Source organism: Luteibacter sp. 621 (genome assembly GCF_050435445.1).
Taxonomy (GTDB): Bacteria; Pseudomonadota; Gammaproteobacteria; order Xanthomonadales; family Rhodanobacteraceae; genus Luteibacter.
This window is the reverse complement of sequence record NZ_JBNDKI010000018.1, coordinates 88,744-108,374: the sequence shown is the minus strand read 5'-3', so window position 1 is coordinate 108,374 and position 19,631 is coordinate 88,744. Positions and strand designations below refer to the sequence as shown.

The window sequence follows — 19,631 nt, the reverse complement described above, 5'->3', positions numbered from 1 at the left end:
TGACGCAAGGAAAGGCAGCCAGGGATGGCTGCCGATCCGCAAGTCCGGGAGGAAGTGTGGGGCACCAGAACCCTGCCACTGCCGGCGGCGAACACGAACACCGAATTCGCTGAATCTCCCCATGACCCGCGTCCCGAACGCGGGTTTTTTTATGCGCCCGAAACAAGCGCTGTCACATATCAGAAATAATTGATTTAGAAAGAGTTTCTAAAGTAATAAGCAGGGTTGCCGTTAACGGAACAGTTCCCCGGCCATCCCGCCATGCCCAACAGCCAGCCACCTCCCAGCCGTGAACCGTCACCGATCGAGCAAGTGCTCTCGGGGGCTGCGCTGTCGGCTGTGTTCCAGCCGGTGATTCGCGTGGACGATGGCGAGGTCGTGGCCTATGAAGGGTTGATACGTTGCGCCGCGCCGCAGCTGGATTTATCCCCGACCGATCTGCTCGACCTGGCGCGGGCGCGTGGCCGGCTTGGGGAATTCGAACTCGTGGCCGCGCATTGCGTCGCTGAGCGATTCGTGGCGCTCGGCCTGCCGGGGCGCCTGCTGGTAAACCTGAGCGCGCAGGCGGTGATGCACGAAGGGCTGGGCGCCGATGACGTGATTGCTGCGCTGTCGGTGCCGGGTCTTGATCTCGGCCGGGTCACGATCGAGCTGACCGAGCGCGATATCGTGGAGAACGCGGCAAGGCTTGCCCATGCGTTGGGCTTCCTGCGAGCACGCGGCGTGCGGATCGCGCTGGATGATTTCGGTAACGGCCACTCGAACTTCGAGATGTGGAACGAAATCCACCCGGAGGTGGTGAAGATCGACCGCTACCTGATCAACGGCCTGGCCAGCAGCGCGGAACGCCTCGCAATCGTGCGCGCCCTATGCTCGGTGGCCGAGACGCTCGGTGCCGATCTCGTCGGCGAGGGCGTGGAGGATGAAGCTGACCTGCACATGTTGCGCGAACTCGGCATCCCCTATGCGCAAGGCTTCCTCATCGCACGGCCAACCAGTGAGCCGGGCGGCGACATGCCGGCCCACCTGGCGGCGGCTTTCACGCGCACGCACGTCCCCGTGCCGCCACAACCCGTCGGTCCCGTGTCGGCACGGCCCTTTACGGCGGGGCATATGCTGGTCGAGGCACCCCCGGTCGCGCCGCGCCAAAGCAACGATGATGTGGCCGACATCTTCGTCGCACACCCGCGCTTGCACGCCGTCGCGGTGGTCGATGCGGGCGTGCCGGTAGGCATCATCAACCGCCGTACATTCACCGAACGCATGGCGCAGCCCTTCGCGCGCGAGTTGTACGGCCGCAAGCCGTGCACGAGCTTCATGCACGCCGAGCCGCTGGTGTGCCCGGAGGACATGCCGCTGCAGAGCATGGCCGACATCCTGCGCGGGGAAGACCAGCGTTACCTCAGCGATGGCTTTGTCATCACCTCCGCTGGCCTGTATCTCGGCCTGGGTACCGGTGAATCCCTCGTGCGGCGCGTGACCGAGATCCGGGTGGAGGCGGCGCGCTACGCCAATCCGCTGACATTCCTACCGGGGAACCTACCGGTCACCGAGCACATCAACCGCCTTCTGCAGACGGGCCGGCCGTTCGCGGTGGCGTATTTCGACCTCGATAACTTCAAGCCCTTCAACGATCAGTACGGTTACTTCCGCGGCGATGAAATGATTCGCCTGCTCGCCAGCGTACTCACCGGCGACCTGCGCCAGGATGCGGATTTCGTTGGCCACATCGGCGGCGACGATTTCATGGTGGTGTTCCAGGGCACCGACTGGCCGGCACGCTGTGATGCCATGCGCCAGCGCTTCAACGCCAGCGCGGGCGGGCTGTTCGATGAAGGCGACCGGGAGCGCGGCGGTATCGATAGCGAGGACCGTCACGGGCACCGCCGCTTTTTCCCCGTCACGACGGTGGCGGTAGGTGTCGCCTGCTTCGGCGATGCCTTTCCCGCCGATGCCGAGATGGTCGCCAGCCTCGCGGCCTCGGCCAAGCGCGTGGCCAAGAACGCTCAGTTAGGCATGCACGTGGTCGAGTGGCGAAACGACGCCGACATACTTGGGCCACGAAGAATTCAAGCTATTGAAATAAAAGAGTAATCTTCAAAAATAGCGCTAAAGTTGCCGGAAATGCCGCCGATGCCGGGGTATCCCCACCCGCCCCGAGCACCGCCATGCGCCTTCCCCAGGCCACGTTACCCACGCTGTCGCTTCGCGCCCGCCTCGCCCTTCGCCTTGCCGGCACCATCCTGCTTCTCCTGGCCCTTTGGATCGTGGGCGGGGTGCAGTTGCGCCAGGCCAACGCCCGCCTGCAATCGGTCGTGGGCGAAACACTCGCCCCGGTCGCATCGGTGGGCCACATCCAGAACGACTACAACGACCTGCTCGATGCACTGGTCCACGCCACGCTGGCCAAGCTGCCTTCGGCCACCGACGATGCCGTCACGGCGATCGGCGCCAACCGGCACGACATCGACAAGCAGTGGAAGGAGCTCGAGGCCAGCGGCCTCGGTCAGCAGCAGAAGAAGCTCGTGGCCCTCGCGGCGGAACACCGCAAGGCCGCCGATGCGGCGGTGGATGGCGTCGTGGAGCTCCTGAAGGCCGAGCAGTACGAGATCGCACCGCTACAGCTTTCCAACGATGTGCAATCGGCCGTGGGCCCTCTGAAGAGTGACTTCTCGAACCTGTTCCAGCTGGCGCTTGCCGGCGGCAAGGCCGAGGCGGATGCACAGCAGGCCGCGGTAAGCCACGGCGCGGTTTTCTCGTCGATCCTGCTTGGCATCGCACTCTTGCTTGCCAGCGTCGTTGATATCACCATCATCCGTTCGTTGCACCGCCGGCTGCGCCAGGCCACGGAGGTGGCGGCGGCCATTGCTCGCGGGTCACTCGGCACATCGATCAACGTAGGTCGTGATGACGAAATCGGCCAGCTGCTTTCATCCCTGGCCGCGATGGATGCACAGCTCGGCAATGTGGTGGTGCAGGTGCGTGATCGTGCCGATGACGTCGCAAACGCGGCCAGCGGGATCGCGCGGGGCAACGATGCCTTGAATGACCGCACGCGTACGCAGGCCGAACACCTTGAACACACGTCCACCTCGATGCGCGATATGGCCGCGGCCGTGCGCGGCGGGTTGGGGCACGCCACGGCGGCCAACCTGGCCGTGATGGAGGCGCATACGATGACCGATGAGGGCCACCGCGTTGCCATGGATGCCGTCGAGAACATGCGCGCCATCCGCCAGACCAGCGAGCGGATGGGCGAAGTGCTCGATCTCGTGGACCAGGTAGCCTTCCAGACCAACCTGCTGGCACTCAACGCGGCGGTGGAAGCGGCGCGCGCGGGTGAACACGGCCGTGGCTTCGCCGTGGTCGCTTACGAAGTGCGTGAACTCGCCCAGCGTTGCGGCATGGCCGCGCGGGATATCCGTGCGCTCATCGGTGCCAGTGACGAAGCGGTGCAGGCGGGCGTGGCATCCGTCGACCGCGCAGGTGCGGTGCTATCGGGCATCGGCGAGCGCGTTAGCGCGCTTTCGGCCCTGGTAGCCGATGTGATGGCCGCGACCCAGGGCCAGACCCAGGGCATCGAACGGGTTAACGGCGCCATCGTGGTGATCGACGAAACCACCCGTGAAAACGCCGCCCTGGTGGAGCAGGCCGCCTCGGCCAGCCGAGCCATGCGCGAGAGCGCTGAAATCCTGCGCCGCGAAGTGGCTTACTTCACATTGGAAGCCGCCTGACGCTTACGTCCATGCCGCCTTGTGAAGCGTACGCGCGGGCAACGCGTACGCTACCGCCCGCCGCATCATCGCCGGGCTGACGTAGCGCCGGTGCACGCCACGGATGGCGCGGATGTACAGGCGCCCGAACGCGTTATGGCAGCGAACGCGGGTGCCCATGGATACGTCGACGCGGCCATCGGTGATCCGCACGGCGACACACGAGCGGAAGCGCAGGTGGCGATCGTTCGCACCAAGGATCACCTGGGCGTACGAGCCATCGGGGGAGACGTATTGCGTATGCACCGGAAAGCGGCCGGCAAAGACATGCTTGTCCACCGGCCCAAGTAGCGAGGACACCGGGCAACCCAGGTGCGAGGTGCGCAAGCCAAGCGGCTTCACCACGGCATTGCGCAGGGCCATCAAATGCGAGACGCCGCGTGGTGGATCGTTGACGAAACCCTCAAGCACGTCGGCAAGCAGCATCTCCGCACGCACGCCACGTGGCTGGCGCTGCGATACCGCCAGCCGAAAGGCATCTTCGTGGTCGAAGCCGTCTGCCAGCTCCGCACGGAGCAGGGAATCCGTGTCGGGCCCATCGAGCTCAACCACCGTCTGCCAGCCCAGCGTCTCGCGCAGGAAGCCACCCGCGTGGCCGAGTGCAGCAAGCCTCGCGCGAAACGTGCCGACGATACGCCGTGCGAAGCCGCACAGCTTCACCTGCAACGAATCCGGCGCGGCCTCGAGCGCCAGCGCCATGAGCGGAACGTGCAGCTGATCGGGCGGCGTGTGCGCCATCCACGCCTGGACAGCGGCCGGTAGCACCTCGGTCAGGGCGGGGATGCTGGCTTCCCCATCCATCACCTTCTGGCGCAATGCCGGGTCGAGCTCACCGCCCAGTTCGTTGGTGTGGCAGGACAAGGCGAAGAACGCGGGGTGCTGGCTGCGCGGGTTCAGCGGCAGGAACTGGTGCCAGGTGCCGCCGCCGAAGCGCACGGTGAACAGGCAATCGGGCGGGATGCTCACGTGGCGTAGCAAGCGGGCGAAGTTGGCCGGGTCGGCCGCGAGGTCGTCCGTCGTGGCGGTGCTGAAACGGAGCAGGGCACCGCCGCTGCCGGATACCGCCGTAAAGACGCGATGGCCCGCATGGCGGTGGAAGGGGTGGCCCTTGGCGCCGACAGCGAAGGTGTACAGCGACGTGGTATCACCCTGCGCCAGGTGCATGCCGCCCAGCTGTGCGGAAGGCTCATCCAGTTCGTCGATGAAGGAGGGATGGGCGCGCTGGCGCGCCTGGGCCGAGGCCACAAGCTGGCTGCCCGCGCCGTGGCCCAGCTGGGCAATCAGGTTTACCTCGACCGGCAACCCACCCTGCGCGGGCGTGATGGTGGCCGATGGAAACGATGCGGTGGCATGCGAACGGTACGACATGGAAACCCCTCCCTTTCCGATGGCGCGCTGCGCCGCTTAACCCGTGGTCTTCTTCGCGGCGATACGGCGTGATTCGCGCTTGAGTGGCTTGCCCACCGGGCAGATTTCGAAGGCGAAGCCGGTAAGCGTGTTGACCAGGCTGTCGCGGTTGAGCTGGTAAACCACGTATTGCCCGCGCTTCTCACTGCTCACCAGGCCGGCGCTTTCCAGCACGGAAAGGTGCCGGGAAATGGAGGGCGCACTCATGTCGAAGCGGCTGGCGATCTCACCGGCGGTCATCTCGGTGGCCGAGAGGTAGGCGAGGATTTCCCGGCGCGGCCGGGAGGCGAGGGCTTCGAAGACCTGGTCGATGGCCATGTATGCTTCGTTAGTTAGCAAAATTGCTAATTATCTAAGCGCCTATTGGCGCCGCCGTCAAGTACCTTCTTTCGGCGGGATGGCGGCGAGGGTCTGCCGGATGCCTTCGGCATAGGGTGTTTTGTGGACCGGGCCAAGCAACGCCTGAAGGGCGGTGTCATCCATGATCAGCGGCTCGGTCATCAGGTAATTCATCTCCACCATCTCGCGCACCATTGGGTTGAACAGGCCGATAAGGCGGAGCATGGCCTTCCCGGCAATGCGCCGCTTGATCGGCCTGCCCGTCTGCCGCTCCATCTCCGCGACCATGGCGCGCTGGCTCGTGACGCCAGCGCCGGCCAGGTGCCAGATCTTCCCGAACGCCGCGTCGGCCGTCGCCAGCTTCGCGACCACTGGCCCCACATCGGGCACGAAGACGAACTCGTGCGGCGGATCGATCGGCCCGACCATGTCGGCGGTGCCGCCCTGCACCGCGGCCTTCGCAACGCCATGCAGCAGGCTGGCTTCTACGCCCGGGCCGTAAAAATCGGGCAGGCGCAGCACGGTGGCGCGGATCCGGCCCTCCGCGTGCGCCTGCATCAGCAGGTCTTCCTGTGCCTTGCGCATGCGCCCCTTGAACGTGTGCGGCGCGCGGGGATGGTCTTCGCGCACCGGGTTCGTCATGGCTCGGCCGTAGGGATATACCGTACCGATCAGGAGGATGTTCTTCACCCCGGCAGCGATCGCGCCCTCCAGCGTCTTGCGCATCAGTTCGGGATGCAGCTCAAACTGCCAGTAATTCACGCCCACCAGGTAGATCAACGTGTCCACGCCTTCGACCGCGGCGCGCACGGAGGCCGGCGAATCCGGATGCCAGGTCACGATCTCGGCCAGCGGATCCGCGCCGAACGCCTTGCGCAGGCTCGATTCGGTGCGGCCCACGACGCGGTAGGGACGGCCTTCGGCCGACAGGGCGGTAGCGATGCTTTGGCCGATGGCGCCGGCGGCACCGAGCAGGGCGATCCTGGACATGACGGGTTCCTTCTTCGGATGGGTGAGGTGGCTGCGATGGAGCCAGTCTGCGGATCGACCTGGATAAAGAAAATTGCCTAGAATCGGTTACCGTCTATACGGAAATGCATACCGTGGCTGGCAACGAACCGAACTGGGAGTGGTACCGGAGCTTTCTTGGCGTGCTGGAGACCGGGTCGCTATCTGCGGCAGGGCGGGCCATGGGGCTTACCCAGCCCACGGTGGGCCGGCATATCGATAGCCTGGAAGCGGCGCTGGGGCTGAAGCTGTTCACCCGGTCGTTCGATGGCTTCGCGCCCACCGATGCCGCGCACGAGCTGCGGCCGTATGCCGCCGGCCTCGCCGCCACGGCGGCGGCTTTGCGCCGCGCAGCCAGTGGCCATGGGGAAGGGATCCACGGCACCGTACGCCTGACCGCCAGCGAAGTGGTCGGTGTGGAAATCCTGCCGCCCATCCTCGCGTCGTTGCACGCGAACCATCCCGGGCTCGTCATCGAGCTGGTGCTCTCCAACCGAGCGGACGATCTGCTACACCGCCAGGCGGATATCGCGGTGCGCATGTTCCGGCCGCGCCAGGATGCACTGGTGGTGAAGCGCGTGGGCGGGATCGAGGTGGGCCTGCATGCACACGAACGCTACCTGGCCGCGCGTGGTATCCCGGCAACGATAGACGCGCTTTCGCAGCACGCGGTCATCGGTTTTGACCAGGAAAACGACTTCATCCGCCGCTTCCAGGCACAGGTGCCGACGTTCTCGCGTGATCGGCTTTCGTTCCGGGCAGATAGCGACCTGGCCCAGCTATCCGCGATCCGCGCGGGGTTCGGCATCGGCATTTGCCAATCCGCGCTGGCCGCCCGCGATGCGCGGCTGGTTCGCGTGTTGCGCAACGAATTCTCGCTCACCATGGATACGTGGATCGCCATGCACGAGGACCTGCGCGGCAGTGCGCGCTGCGCCGTGACCTTCGCCGCGCTTGCCGAGGGTCTGGCGGCCTACGTCAACGAACAGCCTTGAGGGTCTTGTACAAGGTCGCGCGCGATACGCCGAGTACCTGTGCCATGTAGTTTGCCGCATGGCGGCGATCGAACAGGCCGTGCGCAGCGAGCAAGCGAACCAGCGCCTCACGTTCGTCGATCGCCAGCGCGGCGAGGCTGGTGCCCCGTTCACCAAGGAACTGGCCGACCAGGTCGTTGACCTCTTCGCGCCAGTCTTCGCGAAACAGTGCCGCGGGCCGTGGCGCATCGTCGGCGAAACGCAGGAAGTCCTTCAGCACGCCCTGCATGGAGGCAAACATCGACACATCGAGGTTGATGCACATCAGGCCGGTAGGTTTGCCGCGCCCGTCGCGCAGTACGGCGGTCACCGACTTCATGGGGCGGCCATCGGCATTCGTCTTCGGGTAGGGCCCGATGACCGTTTCCTCCGCCGTCGGGAGCTCATCGACCTCGTTGAGCGAGTCATCGCCCACCGCGCGGCGCGACAGGCGATTGGCGATATGCCGGATCGTGCCGTTGCCGAGGTCGTGTATCACCACCTCGGCGTGCGGCTTCAACAGCGTGGCGACCGCGTCGGCGACGGGGATAAACGGGGCAAGCGAATCAGGCATGCCCCGGATCATCGCCACGGCGAGATTTTTTGTCCAGCCAGCTGTCTCGCTCAGTAGTCCAGCTTCGGGTACCAGTCGGGTTTGCGGCCCTCCGGCGTGCTGTCCAGGATCGTCCACAGCGGCATCAGGTCGGGCGCGCCGCGCGGGTCCTGGCCCGGGTCCGACGTATCAAAATTCATCTCGCCGGCCCAGAAATGGCGCACCGTGCCGTCGCGCCGGGTGAACACGTTGAACGCCGGGATATCGTTGCCCTGGTCGAGCGCGTAGTAATCGCGGCTGAAGTTGCCGTTGGTATCGGTGAAAAAGCGCAGGTGTTGCCAGCCACGCGAGCGCGCGAACGCCTGCATGCGCTCCACGGGCGAACGCGAGATCACCACCAGCGCCACGTTCTGTTCCACATCGCGTGCCTCGCCATCCCAGGAGGCGAGCAACGATGTACACATGGGGCAAGGCTTTTCGCGCTGCGGGCCGAACATCCAGCTATAGGTCACCAGCGTCTGCTTGTCGCCGAACAGCCCCGCGAAGTCGACCGGGCCATCTGCGCCAAGGAACCGGTAATCGCCGATGACCTCGCCGCCGGGTGGCAGGGCGCGGCGCTGTTCGGCCACGCGTTCGATCTGTCGGCGCAGTTCAATTTCCTCGGCGAGCAGCGCCGTGCGCGCGGCGCGGTAGGCAGCACTCTCGTTCGGCATGCGCATGGGGCTGCGCGCGGCCAGTTCGGCGGCAGGAACCAAAGGTTGTGCACTCATGGGGTTCTCCGGTTAGTCGCGGTCGGGCGCGCCAAGGGGGAATAGCGCGCGGTAGGGGCGGGCCTCATCCACGGCCCGGGCGAACGATGGCCGGGCCAGCAAGCGTTGGCGGTAGGCGTGCACGTGGGTGAACGCCGGATCGATCGGGTGCGTCCAGTCCGCGTAGAACAGCGAGGGCGCCGCGCCACAATCGGCCAGGCTGAACGTATCGCCGACGGCCCAGGTACGCCCCTCCATGTAACGGTCGAGCCAGGCATACGCGACATCGAGCACGCAGGTCGATTGCTTCACGCCGTAGGCGTCGTGCTCGTGGCCCGGGCGCAGGGCGTTGCCGACGATCGCCTGCAGCGGCGTCGAGATGTAGTTATCGAAGAACCGGTCCAGGTTGCGCACCTCCAGTGCCGCCTTGGGCTCGGCCGGCAGCATGGGCGCCGGGCCCGGGTGGTACAGCTGCAGGTGCTCGATGATGGTGCTGGCCTCGGTCACCACGCGTTTGCCATCGACCAGCACGGGGAACCGCTTCAGCGGCCAAAGATCGGCGAACTCCGCGTAAATTTCCGGATGCTCCGGCGAAAGCATCTTCCAGTCGAACGCCGTGCCGTTTTCGTACAGGGCGATCAGCGCCTTCTGGCAGTACGACGAGAAGGGGTGCGCATACAGCTTCAGCGTCACGGGCGGGTCCTCGCTACGAACGGGGGTTCTCTTCCTTCGTCGAACGGGCCGTGGCGTTTTCGACAAACCGCCTTGTTATGCTCGGCACGACACGGAGGAACCATGAAAATCGCGATCGTGGGCTACGGAACGGCAGGGCAGGCCAGTGCCATCCTGCTCGCCGGACAAGGACATGAGGTTACCGTTTTCGAGAAGAGCCCGTCGCTGGGGCCGGTGGGCGCGGGCTTCCTGCTCCAGCCCACCGGGCTGGCCGTGCTGTGCAGAATGGGGCTGGCCGACAAGGCCCAGGCGCTGGGCCAGCGCATCGATGAACTGCACGGCTGCACGCCGCGGGGCCGTGCGGTCATGGCCATGCGCTACCGCGATCGCCGCGAAGGATGTTTTGGCCTGGGGATGACGCGCGGTGCGCTGTTCGAACTGTTGCGCGGTGCCCACGCGGAAGCCGCGAACGTGCGCACCGGTGTGCGTATCGATAGCTATGACCCGAAAGCCCACACCCTGCGCGACGCCGCAGGTACGGAGCACGGGCCGTTCGACCTGGTGGTGGCCGCCGATGGCGCGCATTCCGCGCTGCGGCCGCACTGCACCGGCAACGTGCGCCGCACCGCCCTGTATCCGTGGGGTGCGGTGTGGTGCCTGCTGCGGATCGATGACTGGCCATCGCCACACACCTTGTTGCAACGTTATGCCGGTACGCGCGCGATGATCGGCATGCTCCCGGCCGGCACGCGCCCCGGCCACGATGGCCAATGGGTCACCTTCTACTGGAGCCTGCCGGGCACGGCCGTGGACGCATTCGACGATGCGGCCGTCGCAGCGATGAAGGCCACCGTTCACGGTATCTGGCCGGAGATTTCGCCGCACCTGGCACACCTGGAGCGGGCCGACCAGCTCAACCGCGCGCGCTACCGCGACGTCCTGCTGAAGGCACCCCACCACGAACGGCTGGTGATCATTGGCGACGCCGCCCACGCGATGAGCCCACAGCTAGGCCAGGGCGTGAACATGGCATTGCTCGATGCCGCCGCGCTGACGGACGCGCTCGCCGCGCATGCATCCCTCGACAAGGCACTCGCGGCGTACCGCCGCGAACGCCATGCGCACGTGCGTATCTACCAGCGCATGAGCCGTTGGCTGACGCCGTTGTTCCAGTCCGACTACACCGCGCTGGGCTGGTGCCGCGACGCTGTCTTCGGTCCGCTTGGCCGCGCCCCGGGTGCACGGCAAGCGATGCTCAGCATCCTCACCGGCGAGGCCGGCCACCGGCGCACCATACCTTTGGCTGAAAGCCATCCGCCGGCCGATGAAGGTAATCTCGACGCCCAAAGCACCCAGGGAGTTTCCGCATGACCCGCCTGCTCGCCAGCCTGGCCTTGTTCCTGGCCCTGGGCACCACCGCCAGCGCCGCCGTCCCTTCGTGGGGCGCGAAGCAATCCAGCCCCGCGGATACGCCGCCGTCGTCGCTGAAGCCCGGGGAATGGATCTGGGGTGGGGCACCGATGGCGCCGGGCCCGATGGCGGTCATCGTGAGCCTCACCGAGCAAAAGGCTTACGCGTACCGCAACGGCATCCTGGTCGGTGTCACCACGGTGAGCACGGGCAAGAAGGGCCACGAAACGCCGACCGGCGTGTTCACGATCCTGCAGAAGGACAAGGACCATAAGTCCAACGTGTACAACGCGGCACCGATGCCCTACCAGCAGCGGTTGACCTGGGATGGCGTGGCCCTGCACGCAGGTGGCTTGCCTGGCTATCCGGAATCGCATGGCTGCGTGCACATGCCCACCGAGTTCGCGAAATTGCTTTTTGCCGCCACGAACATGGGCATGACCGTGGTCGTCGCGGAAGAGGGCACCGCACCGGTCACCGTGGTTCATCCCAGCGCGGTGATCCCGATCGATCCACGCAACGGCAAGGATCTGGCGGTCGCGCCGCTGATGAACGGCGAGATGTACAGCTGGAATCCCGACGCGTCACCGACCGGCCCCATCTCCATGGTGCTGAGCGTGCCGGACCAGCGCGTGATCGTGTTGCGCAACGGTATCGAGATCGGCCGTGCAAAAGTCGAGGTGAGCAATCCGCTGGTTGGCACCCACGCCTACATCGTGTCGCAGGGCTACATGGCCAATTCCCCCACGCGCGAAGGCCTGCGCATGCCGAACTGGATCACGATTGGCATTCCCGGCCATGGTGACGAAGCCGGCAAGGTGGTCGATGAAGCCCTGGCGGATCGCGTGGCGGCCCCGCGCGAGTTCATGGAAAAGATCCTGCCCGAACTGAAGCCCGGCGATGTACTCCTCGCTACCGACGAGCGCATCCTGCCTTCCACCACCGGCCCCAAGGTGCAGGTCATCGATTCCAACCCGCCCGAGCGCGCCCCGTAAGACGCGCCCCGACGACGCGCGCTCTTGTAGGAGCGCGCTTGCGCGCGATCCCGCGACGCCTCAATTCGGCAAGGGCAACGAGATCGGATTCGCCTTGACGCTGGCGCTCAACGCCGGGAACGGATCCACCCCCGTCTCGTCGGTGATGTCCTCGATCGACACCACCGTGCACACCGGCGTATCCACGTTCGTGCAACGCCATGCCGCCGCGCCACCCGCAGCCGGGTCGTAGATCGCCTTCCACGTGTAGTTAGGCACCACGACCGCATCGTCACCGATCGTATCCGGTGTGGCACCATCGAAGCCCGGGCCGGTCACGACGTAGATCTCGCCATCATCCAGCACCATGTTGCGCAGGCTGGTTTCGATACGCTCCCACTTGCCGGTATTCAGCGTGTGGTTCTGCGGCACCATGTTCGCCAGCGAGAAGCTTTCGCGCTGGGCCGTCGCGTTCGGCTCATCGCCGCTGGGTGTCATGTGCCCGCGGTCATAGCCGCTGCCTTTGTAATCGGCGAGCTCGGAGCGATCGTCTGCCGGTATGCCGGTTTCGGCATGGAACGCATCCTTGCGCGGCGTGTCCTGCGCATCCTCGATCTGCTGCGTGGTGAGGTGTTCGGCGGACCACAGCGGGCCCTTGGTGACGCCTGAGGCAATGAGTGAATAGGCATCAAAGCACAGCGTGGTGGTCCGTTCCGCGAGCGATGTATCGATCAGATCGGGTGCCTGTGACCCCTGGAACAACTGCGGGCACGATGATTCCGAGGCATGTGCCGCACCGGCGAGCACAAAGGCGACGACGGCGCAAAATGCGCGCGCATGGCGTTTGAACATGGTGCTGTTCCCCAAATGGACGCGGAGTCCCCTGTTCGCGAGCCCGGACAACTTGCCATGTTCATGTGACGCTTGTGGTCAACGCATGCGCGGTGAAGTGCGACCGCGGTCACGCTTACGCACTTATCAATCGTTCGTTCAGCGATCGAAGCCGTTTTCGCCTATGGTTTCGGCAAGGTAATTCACGAACGATGCGATGCGCGCAGAGATGGCCGTGTTGCGGTAGTACACCGCATTGATCGGCTGGCGATGTTCGATGTTCTGTTTCGCAAGCACTTCCACCAGCGTGCCTGCCTCGCGATCTTCCCAGGTCATGAAATCGGAAAGGCAGACGATGCCGTTGCCGCCCAAGGCCAGGTGACGCAACGTTTCGCCGCTGGATGAGGAGATGGTGGGCTTGATGTGCACGGGCTGGCGCTGCGCATCGAGCAGCGGCCAGTCGTTGAGCGAATCCGGCTCGGTGAAGCCCAGCAGCGCGTGCCCCGCCAGGTCGGCCACCTTGCGTGGCGTACCGTGACTGGCAAGGTACGCAGGGCTGGCGAACAGGCGAATGCGGCTGCTGCCAATGGGCTTCGCATGCAGCGTGGAATCCTTCAGCCGGCCAATGCGCAGCGCGACATCGGTGCGGCGTTCCAGCAGATCGATGTAGCCCTCGCTGGTGTGCAGTTCGAGTTCCACATCAGGAAAGTGCTCGCGGTAGCCCGCCACGAGCGGTGCCACCACGTGCAGCATGAACGGCGTGGCCGCATCCACGCGCAGGCGGCCCGCAGGCCGCGCCCGGCGTGTCGCCATGGCTTCTTCGGCACCCTCGACCGCAGAGACGATATCGCGGGCCCGCTCGAGGAACGCTTCACCCTCATCGGTCAGCTCAATGCGCCGCGTGGTACGGCGGATCAACGTGGTCTGCAGCTTCTGTTCCAGGCGGCCCAGCGTGCGGCTGGCGGCCGATACGGTCTGGTCGAGCTGCTGCGCCGCGCTGGTGATCGAACCGGTATCGACCACGGCGATGAAGTTCTGGATCTCGTCGAGCGTGATGTTCATCGTTGCGTTCGCGGTAAGTGTGATTCGCTTATACGCGGCTTTTTTGTCAAAGGTAAGCCCCGGAGAATCTGCTCATCGCAACCTTCAGAGGCTTACCCTCATGGCACTTCCCCGCTTCGGCCTGGGCACCTTCCGGCTCACCGGCCAGACCGTCATCGATAGCGTCAGCACGGGCCTGGAGCTTGGCTACCGCGCCATCGATACCGCGCAGATCTATGGCAACGAGGCCGAGATTGGCCAGGCCATCGTCGACTCCGGCGTACCGCGTGACCAGCTCTACCTCACCACGAAGGTCTGGATCGACCACCACGCCCCCGATAAGCTCGCAGCCAGCCTGGAGGAGAGCCTGGTCAAGCTGCGCACCGATCGCGTGGACCTGGCCCTGATCCACTGGCCCGTGCCGGGCCACGCCGTACCGCTCGAACAGACGATGGAGGCGCTGGCAAAGGCCCAGGCCAGCGGTCTCACCCGCGCCATCGGCATCAGCAACTTCAATATCGAGCACACGAGCCGCGCGATCGGCGTGGTCGGCGAGGGCACACTGGCTACTAACCAGATCGAGCTCAGCCCCTACCTGCAGAACCGCAAGCTCGTCGCGTTCCTGGCATCCCGCGGTATCCCGGTCACCTCGTACATGACGCTGGCCTACGGCAAAGTGCTCAAGGATCCGGTCCTGGAAACGATCGCTCGCAAGTACGAGGCGACCGTGGCGCAGGTCGCGCTGGCCTGGGCGCTGCGAAGCGGCTACGCCGTCATCCCTTCCTCCACCCGCAGGGAGAACCTCGCGAGCAACCTGCTGGCCCAGGACCTCGAGCTCACGCACGAGGACATGGCGGCGATCGCGATGCTCGAGCGCCATGGGCGTGAGGTGAACCCGGAAGGCCTGGCGCCGGTTTGGGATGATTGATCACCCGGGCACAAAAAAACACCGGCCGAAGCCGGTGTTTTGTCCTCAGGCACGATCGCAGCCATGCGGGCGCGAGAGGGGCGTAGCAGAGAGTGCTCCATCCACCGAGCTGAAACCTCGGAACCCACTCAGACTACGAGCCCGCGTTGACCATGACGATACAAAAGCTCAACGCGGTTGGAAGAAAGCGCCGAGATTGACGGACGCTTTCGGCCCAGGCATGACCGCAATGCTGCGCACGCAAGGGACAGATCACAGAACGCATGATGCCAAGCTTCATTTTCCCTGGCCATAGGCGTTGTACGCTTTCTTGCGTAGGCCGATGCCTACGTTGTGCAAGGTGGGCATCACCAGTGTGCAGGCCGGCGTGCGGGTCGCCTGCGCGTATGAATTAGCGGGGCCAGTTGGCAAGCTGCCAGATCCGCCTCAGCAATGTGGGGAAGCAACCAGTCAGCGTGTAGCGCCAAGCTGGTGCTAGGTCGAGGCGCCGCCGACTCACTGGCAACTTTTTTCTTCAAGGGAAGTATTACCCCCACCATCACCGTTGCATCATCGCGAATGGCTCTGAGGGCTGGTAAAAGGTCGCTGTCGTTCGTGACTAAGACGAGATGGTCGGCGGCGCCGTCGCGAGCGTCCCTGTACATGGCCATTGCAATGGATACATCTGTTTCCTTTTCCTCAGCGCGCCATATCCTTACCCGGGCCGTTAGATCGGGTGGGATGAGGTGTCGGAGAGCGTGCACGCCTCGGACTGAGAACCGGCCTTCGATGATGTCAATCATGGGGTTGCACTTAAGTGCTCGGAGATACTCAGCTTGCGCATGCGCCGAGATCTTGCCGTGTCGCGCGAGGTTCCCCTTGATGGGCGAGGTGAAGTATCGGATCGATATCAACTCGCTTTCAGGTTTGACTTCGCAAACGATGCGTTTGAGGAGGCGTTCAAGGTCGATCCACTTAAACGCTGTGCCCTTGAGGCAGCTGAAGTACAGATTTTGCCCATCAACGTAAGCGATTGTGCGCATGCTCTCTTCCTTGAAAAGAAAACGCCGGCCGAGGCCAGTGTCTCCGCCCCGGGCACGGACGCAATGCTGCGTGCATAAGGGGATCGTCATGCAGACATCCTGCCGATCATGAAATGGATGAGCAAGTCAGGGAATGACGACAAAGCCTGTAGGCGCTGCCGTTACCACATCTCCATTTTCCATCCCGTGGGCGTGGCGGTCAGGCGCTGCGCGAGATTGACCTTGTCTAGAAAACTCACATCGTGGGAGACGACGACCAATGCGCCGCGGTATTCGCGAAGCATCGCCTCAACCGCGAGTGTGGAAGCGATATCCAGGTGGTTCGTCGGCTCATCGAGCAGCAGGAGTTGTGCGGGCGGCGTCGCTAACAGAGCCATGGCGAGGGCGGCCTTCAGTCGCTCGCCGCCACTCAGTCGGGATGTGGGCGTGGTGATCGTTTCGGTATCGAGGCCCAGCAATGCAAGCCTTGATCGAAGGTCACCCTCCGGCGCACCTGGTGCGGCGTCGATGAGCTGGGCGAGCAGGGTGCGCTCGGGTTCAAGGTGGGACAGGCGCTGGTCCAGTCGCGCGAACGGCACGTAAAGCTCAGCCGTGCCGGATACGGGTGCGATGTAGCCAGCCAGCACCTTCAGCAGCGTGGACTTGCCGCTGCCATTGGGGCCGAGGATGCCGATGCGCTGCGTGCCACCGATCGTGATGTCGATCTGTCGCAGGTGAGGTGGTCCCCAGGGCAACACCACATCGGCAAGCCGGGCCACGCGGCCGTGTGCCACCGACGCGCCGGGTGCGCGAAGGACCACGCCTGCCTCATGCCCCGCTACGGCGGCCGCGGATGCGACGCGTTGCCCAAGGCGCTCGCGCACATCGCTTGCCTGGTCACGCAGGCGCGCCATGGTGCCCTCGCTCTTTTCCTTGCGCCGCCCGAGAAGAATAGGCGCAAGATTTGCGGTCTTTCCCTCGCGGTTACCACGTGAAGCACGCCGTGCCTGGCGTTCGGCTTGCTCACGCAAGGCGTCTTCACCACGGCGACGTTCGGCCTTCGCGCTGGCGAGCTCGCGCTGCGCGGCCTCGCGCTCGCGTGCAACCTGTTCAGCGTAGAACGTGTATCCACCGCCGAACGAGCGCAGGCCGGAAGGCGAAAGCTCCAGTGTTCGCTCCATCCTCTCCAACAGCGCGCGATCATGGCTGATCACCATGAGGCCGCCTTGCCATGAAGCGAGCCATGCCATCAGTGCCGCCCGGTTGGGCGCATCGAGGTGGTTGGTCGGCTCATCGAGAATGAGCAACCCGGCGCCGGAAAGTTGCGCGCCAAGCAAGGCCACACGCATGGCCTCGCCACCACTCAGCCGCGCTGCAGGGGCGGCGGCATCGAGGTGAGCAAGGCCCGCATCGCCGAGCGCATCGGCCAGCCGGTCTCGCATATCCCACCGGGTGCCGACCGTATCGAAATCCGCGGCATCCACGCTACCCGCTTCAATCCGGGCCAGGCTGTCGATGATGCATCCAACCCCGGCGAGCGTTGCCACCGTGCCCGCGCCTGCATCGGCCTGTTGTGCCAGGTAGTGCACGGATACGTCGCGTTCGCACCGGCCCGAGGTGGCAGTACGTAGCCCCGCGCACAGTTGTGCGAGCACCGATTTGCCCACGCCATTCCCGCCGACCAGACCGGTAGGCCGGGCATCGAGGGTTTCGTGGAGATCGTGGAAGAGGATCCTGCCATCGGGCAGGGAATACGAGACGCCGTCGAGCGTCAGGAGGGATCGCGTCATGGAAATCACCAGGCATGCCGTGCACTCCCCGCGGATACGGGGCGGGAGGAGGGCTGGCCGTCAAAGGACGGCGGCATTACTGGCGCATCGGACGCACACCTCTACAGGGCGAAAGGAGGGCGCATTGTAGCGCGCCCTCCTGAACCCTCGCCGTGGCGAAAGTCACGGCGAGGGGTATCAGCTGCGGCTGATCGAAGCACCACCATCCACCAGCGAGGCCGTGCCGGTGACAAACGAGGCATCATCCGAAGCCAGGAACAGCACGGCCTTGGCCAGCTCATCCGGTGCGGCCACGCGGCGCAGCGCATGCAGGCGATACATGAACTCCTGCGACTCCGGCGTGTTGTTCATTTCCAGGTACATATCGGTTTCCACGGCACCCGGCAGCACCGCGTTCACGCGGATGTTGTTCGGGCCGTATTCGGCCGCAAGCGCCTGGGTAAGGCCGATGACGCCGGCCTTGCTGGCCGCGTACGCCGCCGTACCTGGGAACGCGAACGAATAGCCCACAAAGGTGGAAGTGAAGATGACCGAGCCGCCGCCGTTCTTCTGCATCTGCGCAATCTGGTGCTTGGCACCGAGGAACGAGCCGGTCAGGTTGATATCGATGGCCTGGGCCCAGCCGGATTCGGTCACTTCCGTGGAGGGGCCGGTCTGCCCCAGCGTGCCGGCATTGTTGAAGGCAATATCGAGACGGCCGTAACGTGCCACGGCAAGCTCAACCAATGCCTTGGCATAGCTCTCTTCGCGCACATCACCTGCAAGGGCGACGGCCTGGCCGCCAGCCGCTTCGATCTCCGCGACCAGCGACTGCAGCTCGGCTTCGCGACGGGCACCGACGACCACGCGTGCGCCTTCGGCCGCGAACAGCTTGGCGGTAGCGCGGCCGATACCGGAACTGGCACCGGTGACAATGGCAACTTTGTTGGCAAGGCGGGACATGGCGTAACTCCGGGTGCATTTGAGGATGGAGATACGATGCACCGCCGACCGGGGATTGTCGTTCCACCCCAATGGCGGGAACGTTCGACCGGATCGAACATGACGACACGCATGCACGGAGTGGCGCATGCTATGCGCTTTCACCTTCGTGACGACGCACATGCGAGCCATCGATTTCAGCGAATTTGGCACCGCCTCGGTCCTGCAGCTGGCCGACCTCCCCGAACCCGCCGTACGCCCGCACGACCTGCTGGTGCGGGTGCGCGCCGCCGGGGTGAACCGGGCGGACGTGCTCCACCGCGAGGGCTACTACGGCCGCTCGGACTTTGGCGATTCCAGCCTGATGGGCCTGGAGATCGCCGGTGAGGTAGTGGCCATGGGCAGCGACGTGCGGCAGTGGCGCCTGGGCGACCGGGTGATGGGTATTGTCGGCGGGGGTGCCTACGCCGAGTTCGCACGCATCGATTACCGCATGGCCATGGCCATTCCAGGTGGCATGGATTACATACAGGCCGCCGCCATCCCGGAAGTATTCGTCACGGCGCACGAAGCGTTGGTGCACCTGGGCCGCCTTGTCGCCGGGGAAACCGTGCTGATCCACGCCGCCGCCAGCGGTGTCGGCTCCGCCGCCGTGCAGCTGGCCAAGGCCTGCGGCGCGCGTGTCTTCGCCACCGCGAAGGGTGCGAAGCTTGATCGCGTACGCGAACTGGGCGCGGATGTCGGCATCGACTACACGGCTACCGATTTCGCCGACGCCATCCAGGAGGCGACAGGAGGCGACGGCGTCGACGTCATCATCGATTTCATCGGCGCGCCGTATTTCGAGCGCAACCTAGCGTCGCTCGATTTTGGCGGCCGCCTGGTGCAGGTGGGTTTGCTGGGTGGCAGCGAAACGCCCGTGCTCGACCTGAAGCGGTTGCTCTACCGCCACCTGCATATCTTCGGCACCGTGATGAAATCACGCTCGCAGGCCGAAAAGCAGGCAATGACCAAGCGCTTCCGCGATACGTGGCTGGATCACTTCGCCAATGGCGAGCTCCACCCGGTGGTCGATAGCGTCTTCCCGCTGGCGCAAGCCGCCGCGGCGCATGAGCGTATGGAAAGCAACGAGAGCGTAGGCAAGATCGTGCTCACGCCCTGAGTAAACAACGCTCTTGTAGGAGCGCGCTGGCGCGCGATGGGTGCTTGCGGCAACGTCCC

General features: G+C 65.0%; 18 protein-coding genes. 7 read left to right on the top strand and 11 right to left on the bottom strand.

The window, feature by feature from the left end; genetic code table 11:
* Positions 1-261 precede the first annotated feature (261 nt).
* Positions 262-2,094: a GGDEF domain-containing protein gene (locus tag ABIE56_RS17535; RefSeq protein WP_429245082.1), complete on the top strand. Its 1,833-nt coding sequence runs from the start codon at positions 262-264 to the stop codon at positions 2,092-2,094.
* Between the two features lie 74 nt (positions 2,095-2,168).
* Complete coding sequence (locus ABIE56_RS17530; RefSeq protein WP_429245081.1) at positions 2,169-3,734, top strand: methyl-accepting chemotaxis protein; 1,566 nt, start codon at positions 2,169-2,171, stop codon at positions 3,732-3,734.
* 3 nt (positions 3,735-3,737) lie between these two features.
* Here the strand turns inward: ABIE56_RS17530 and ABIE56_RS17525 are convergent, their stop codons facing one another.
* From ABIE56_RS17525 to ABIE56_RS17515, 3 genes are read right to left on the bottom strand one after another with little or no spacing between them, the layout of a single operon-like run.
* Positions 3,738-5,141 (bottom strand): DUF2867 domain-containing protein, encoded by a 1,404-nt coding sequence (locus ABIE56_RS17525; RefSeq protein WP_429245080.1) that lies wholly within the window; start codon positions 5,139-5,141, stop codon positions 3,738-3,740.
* A 36-nt stretch (positions 5,142-5,177) separates the two neighbouring features.
* Positions 5,178-5,498, bottom strand: coding sequence for a metalloregulator ArsR/SmtB family transcription factor (locus ABIE56_RS17520; protein ID WP_247430846.1), 321 nt, complete (start codon positions 5,496-5,498; stop codon positions 5,178-5,180).
* 57 nt (positions 5,499-5,555) lie between these two features.
* A complete protein-coding gene (locus ABIE56_RS17515; protein ID WP_429245079.1) occupies positions 5,556-6,509 on the bottom strand; it encodes an NAD-dependent epimerase/dehydratase family protein in 954 nt (317 codons plus the stop codon).
* A 104-nt stretch (positions 6,510-6,613) separates the two neighbouring features.
* Here ABIE56_RS17515 and ABIE56_RS17510 point away from each other — a divergent pair, with 104 nt between their 5' ends.
* The gene (locus tag ABIE56_RS17510) at positions 6,614-7,522 is read left to right on the top strand and encodes a LysR family transcriptional regulator (RefSeq protein WP_429245078.1); all 909 of its coding nucleotides are present in this window, start codon (positions 6,614-6,616) and stop codon (positions 7,520-7,522) included.
* On the opposite strand, the gene ABIE56_RS17505 is transcribed toward ABIE56_RS17510, so the two are convergent.
* Genes ABIE56_RS17505 through ABIE56_RS17495 form a run of 3 tightly spaced genes read right to left on the bottom strand, consistent with a single transcriptional unit; the run spans position 7,506 to position 9,535 of the window.
* On the bottom strand, positions 7,506-8,114 hold the full coding sequence (locus ABIE56_RS17505; protein ID WP_429245077.1) for a helix-turn-helix transcriptional regulator: 609 nt from the start codon (positions 8,112-8,114) through the stop codon (positions 7,506-7,508). The genes ABIE56_RS17510 and ABIE56_RS17505 overlap by 17 nt on opposite strands.
* A 50-nt stretch (positions 8,115-8,164) precedes the next feature.
* Positions 8,165-8,863, bottom strand: a complete 699-nt coding sequence (locus ABIE56_RS17500) for a DUF899 family protein (protein WP_429245076.1) — start codon at positions 8,861-8,863, stop codon at positions 8,165-8,167.
* Between the two features lie 12 nt (positions 8,864-8,875).
* Entirely contained in the window at positions 8,876-9,535 is a 660-nt protein-coding gene (locus tag ABIE56_RS17495; protein WP_429245075.1) for a glutathione S-transferase family protein, read from the bottom strand.
* Positions 9,536-9,637: 102 nt separating this feature from the next.
* Here ABIE56_RS17495 and ABIE56_RS17490 point away from each other — a divergent pair, with 102 nt between their 5' ends.
* Both ABIE56_RS17490 and ABIE56_RS17485 read left to right on the top strand, forming a co-directional pair.
* On the top strand, positions 9,638-10,885 hold the full coding sequence (locus tag ABIE56_RS17490; protein ID WP_429245074.1) for an FAD-dependent oxidoreductase: 1,248 nt from the start codon (positions 9,638-9,640) through the stop codon (positions 10,883-10,885).
* The gene (locus tag ABIE56_RS17485; RefSeq protein WP_429245073.1) at positions 10,882-11,919 is read left to right on the top strand and encodes a L,D-transpeptidase; all 1,038 of its coding nucleotides are present in this window, start codon (positions 10,882-10,884) and stop codon (positions 11,917-11,919) included. The genes ABIE56_RS17490 and ABIE56_RS17485 overlap by 4 nt, the downstream gene beginning before the upstream one ends.
* Before the next feature lie 60 nt (positions 11,920-11,979).
* Here ABIE56_RS17485 and ABIE56_RS17480 read toward each other — a convergent pair whose 3' ends face one another.
* Both ABIE56_RS17480 and ABIE56_RS17475 read right to left on the bottom strand, forming a co-directional pair.
* Entirely contained in the window at positions 11,980-12,750 is a 771-nt protein-coding gene (locus tag ABIE56_RS17480) for a DNA/RNA non-specific endonuclease (protein WP_429245072.1), read from the bottom strand.
* Between the two features lie 138 nt (positions 12,751-12,888).
* On the bottom strand, positions 12,889-13,791 hold the full coding sequence (locus ABIE56_RS17475; protein WP_429245071.1) for a LysR substrate-binding domain-containing protein: 903 nt from the start codon (positions 13,789-13,791) through the stop codon (positions 12,889-12,891).
* Positions 13,792-13,891: 100 nt separating this feature from the next.
* On the opposite strand from ABIE56_RS17475, the gene dkgB reads away from it, so the two are divergent.
* A complete protein-coding gene (gene dkgB, locus ABIE56_RS17470; RefSeq protein WP_429245070.1) occupies positions 13,892-14,698 on the top strand; it encodes a 2,5-didehydrogluconate reductase DkgB in 807 nt (268 codons plus the stop codon).
* 347 nt (positions 14,699-15,045) lie between these two features.
* Here dkgB and ABIE56_RS17465 read toward each other — a convergent pair whose 3' ends face one another.
* The 3 genes from ABIE56_RS17465 to ABIE56_RS17455 form a co-directional block, all read right to left on the bottom strand.
* Positions 15,046-15,720, bottom strand: coding sequence for an NYN domain-containing protein (locus tag ABIE56_RS17465; protein WP_429245069.1), 675 nt, complete (start codon positions 15,718-15,720; stop codon positions 15,046-15,048).
* A gap of 161 nt (positions 15,721-15,881) precedes the next feature.
* Positions 15,882-17,489 (bottom strand): ATP-binding cassette domain-containing protein, encoded by a 1,608-nt coding sequence (locus tag ABIE56_RS17460; protein WP_429245068.1) that lies wholly within the window; start codon positions 17,487-17,489, stop codon positions 15,882-15,884.
* Positions 17,490-17,666: 177 nt separating this feature from the next.
* A complete protein-coding gene (locus ABIE56_RS17455; protein WP_429245067.1) occupies positions 17,667-18,431 on the bottom strand; it encodes an SDR family oxidoreductase in 765 nt (254 codons plus the stop codon).
* A 127-nt stretch (positions 18,432-18,558) separates the two neighbouring features.
* On the opposite strand from ABIE56_RS17455, the gene ABIE56_RS17450 reads away from it, so the two are divergent.
* A complete protein-coding gene (locus ABIE56_RS17450; protein ID WP_429245066.1) occupies positions 18,559-19,572 on the top strand; it encodes an NAD(P)H-quinone oxidoreductase in 1,014 nt (337 codons plus the stop codon).
* The last annotated feature ends 59 nt before the right edge of the window (positions 19,573-19,631 follow it).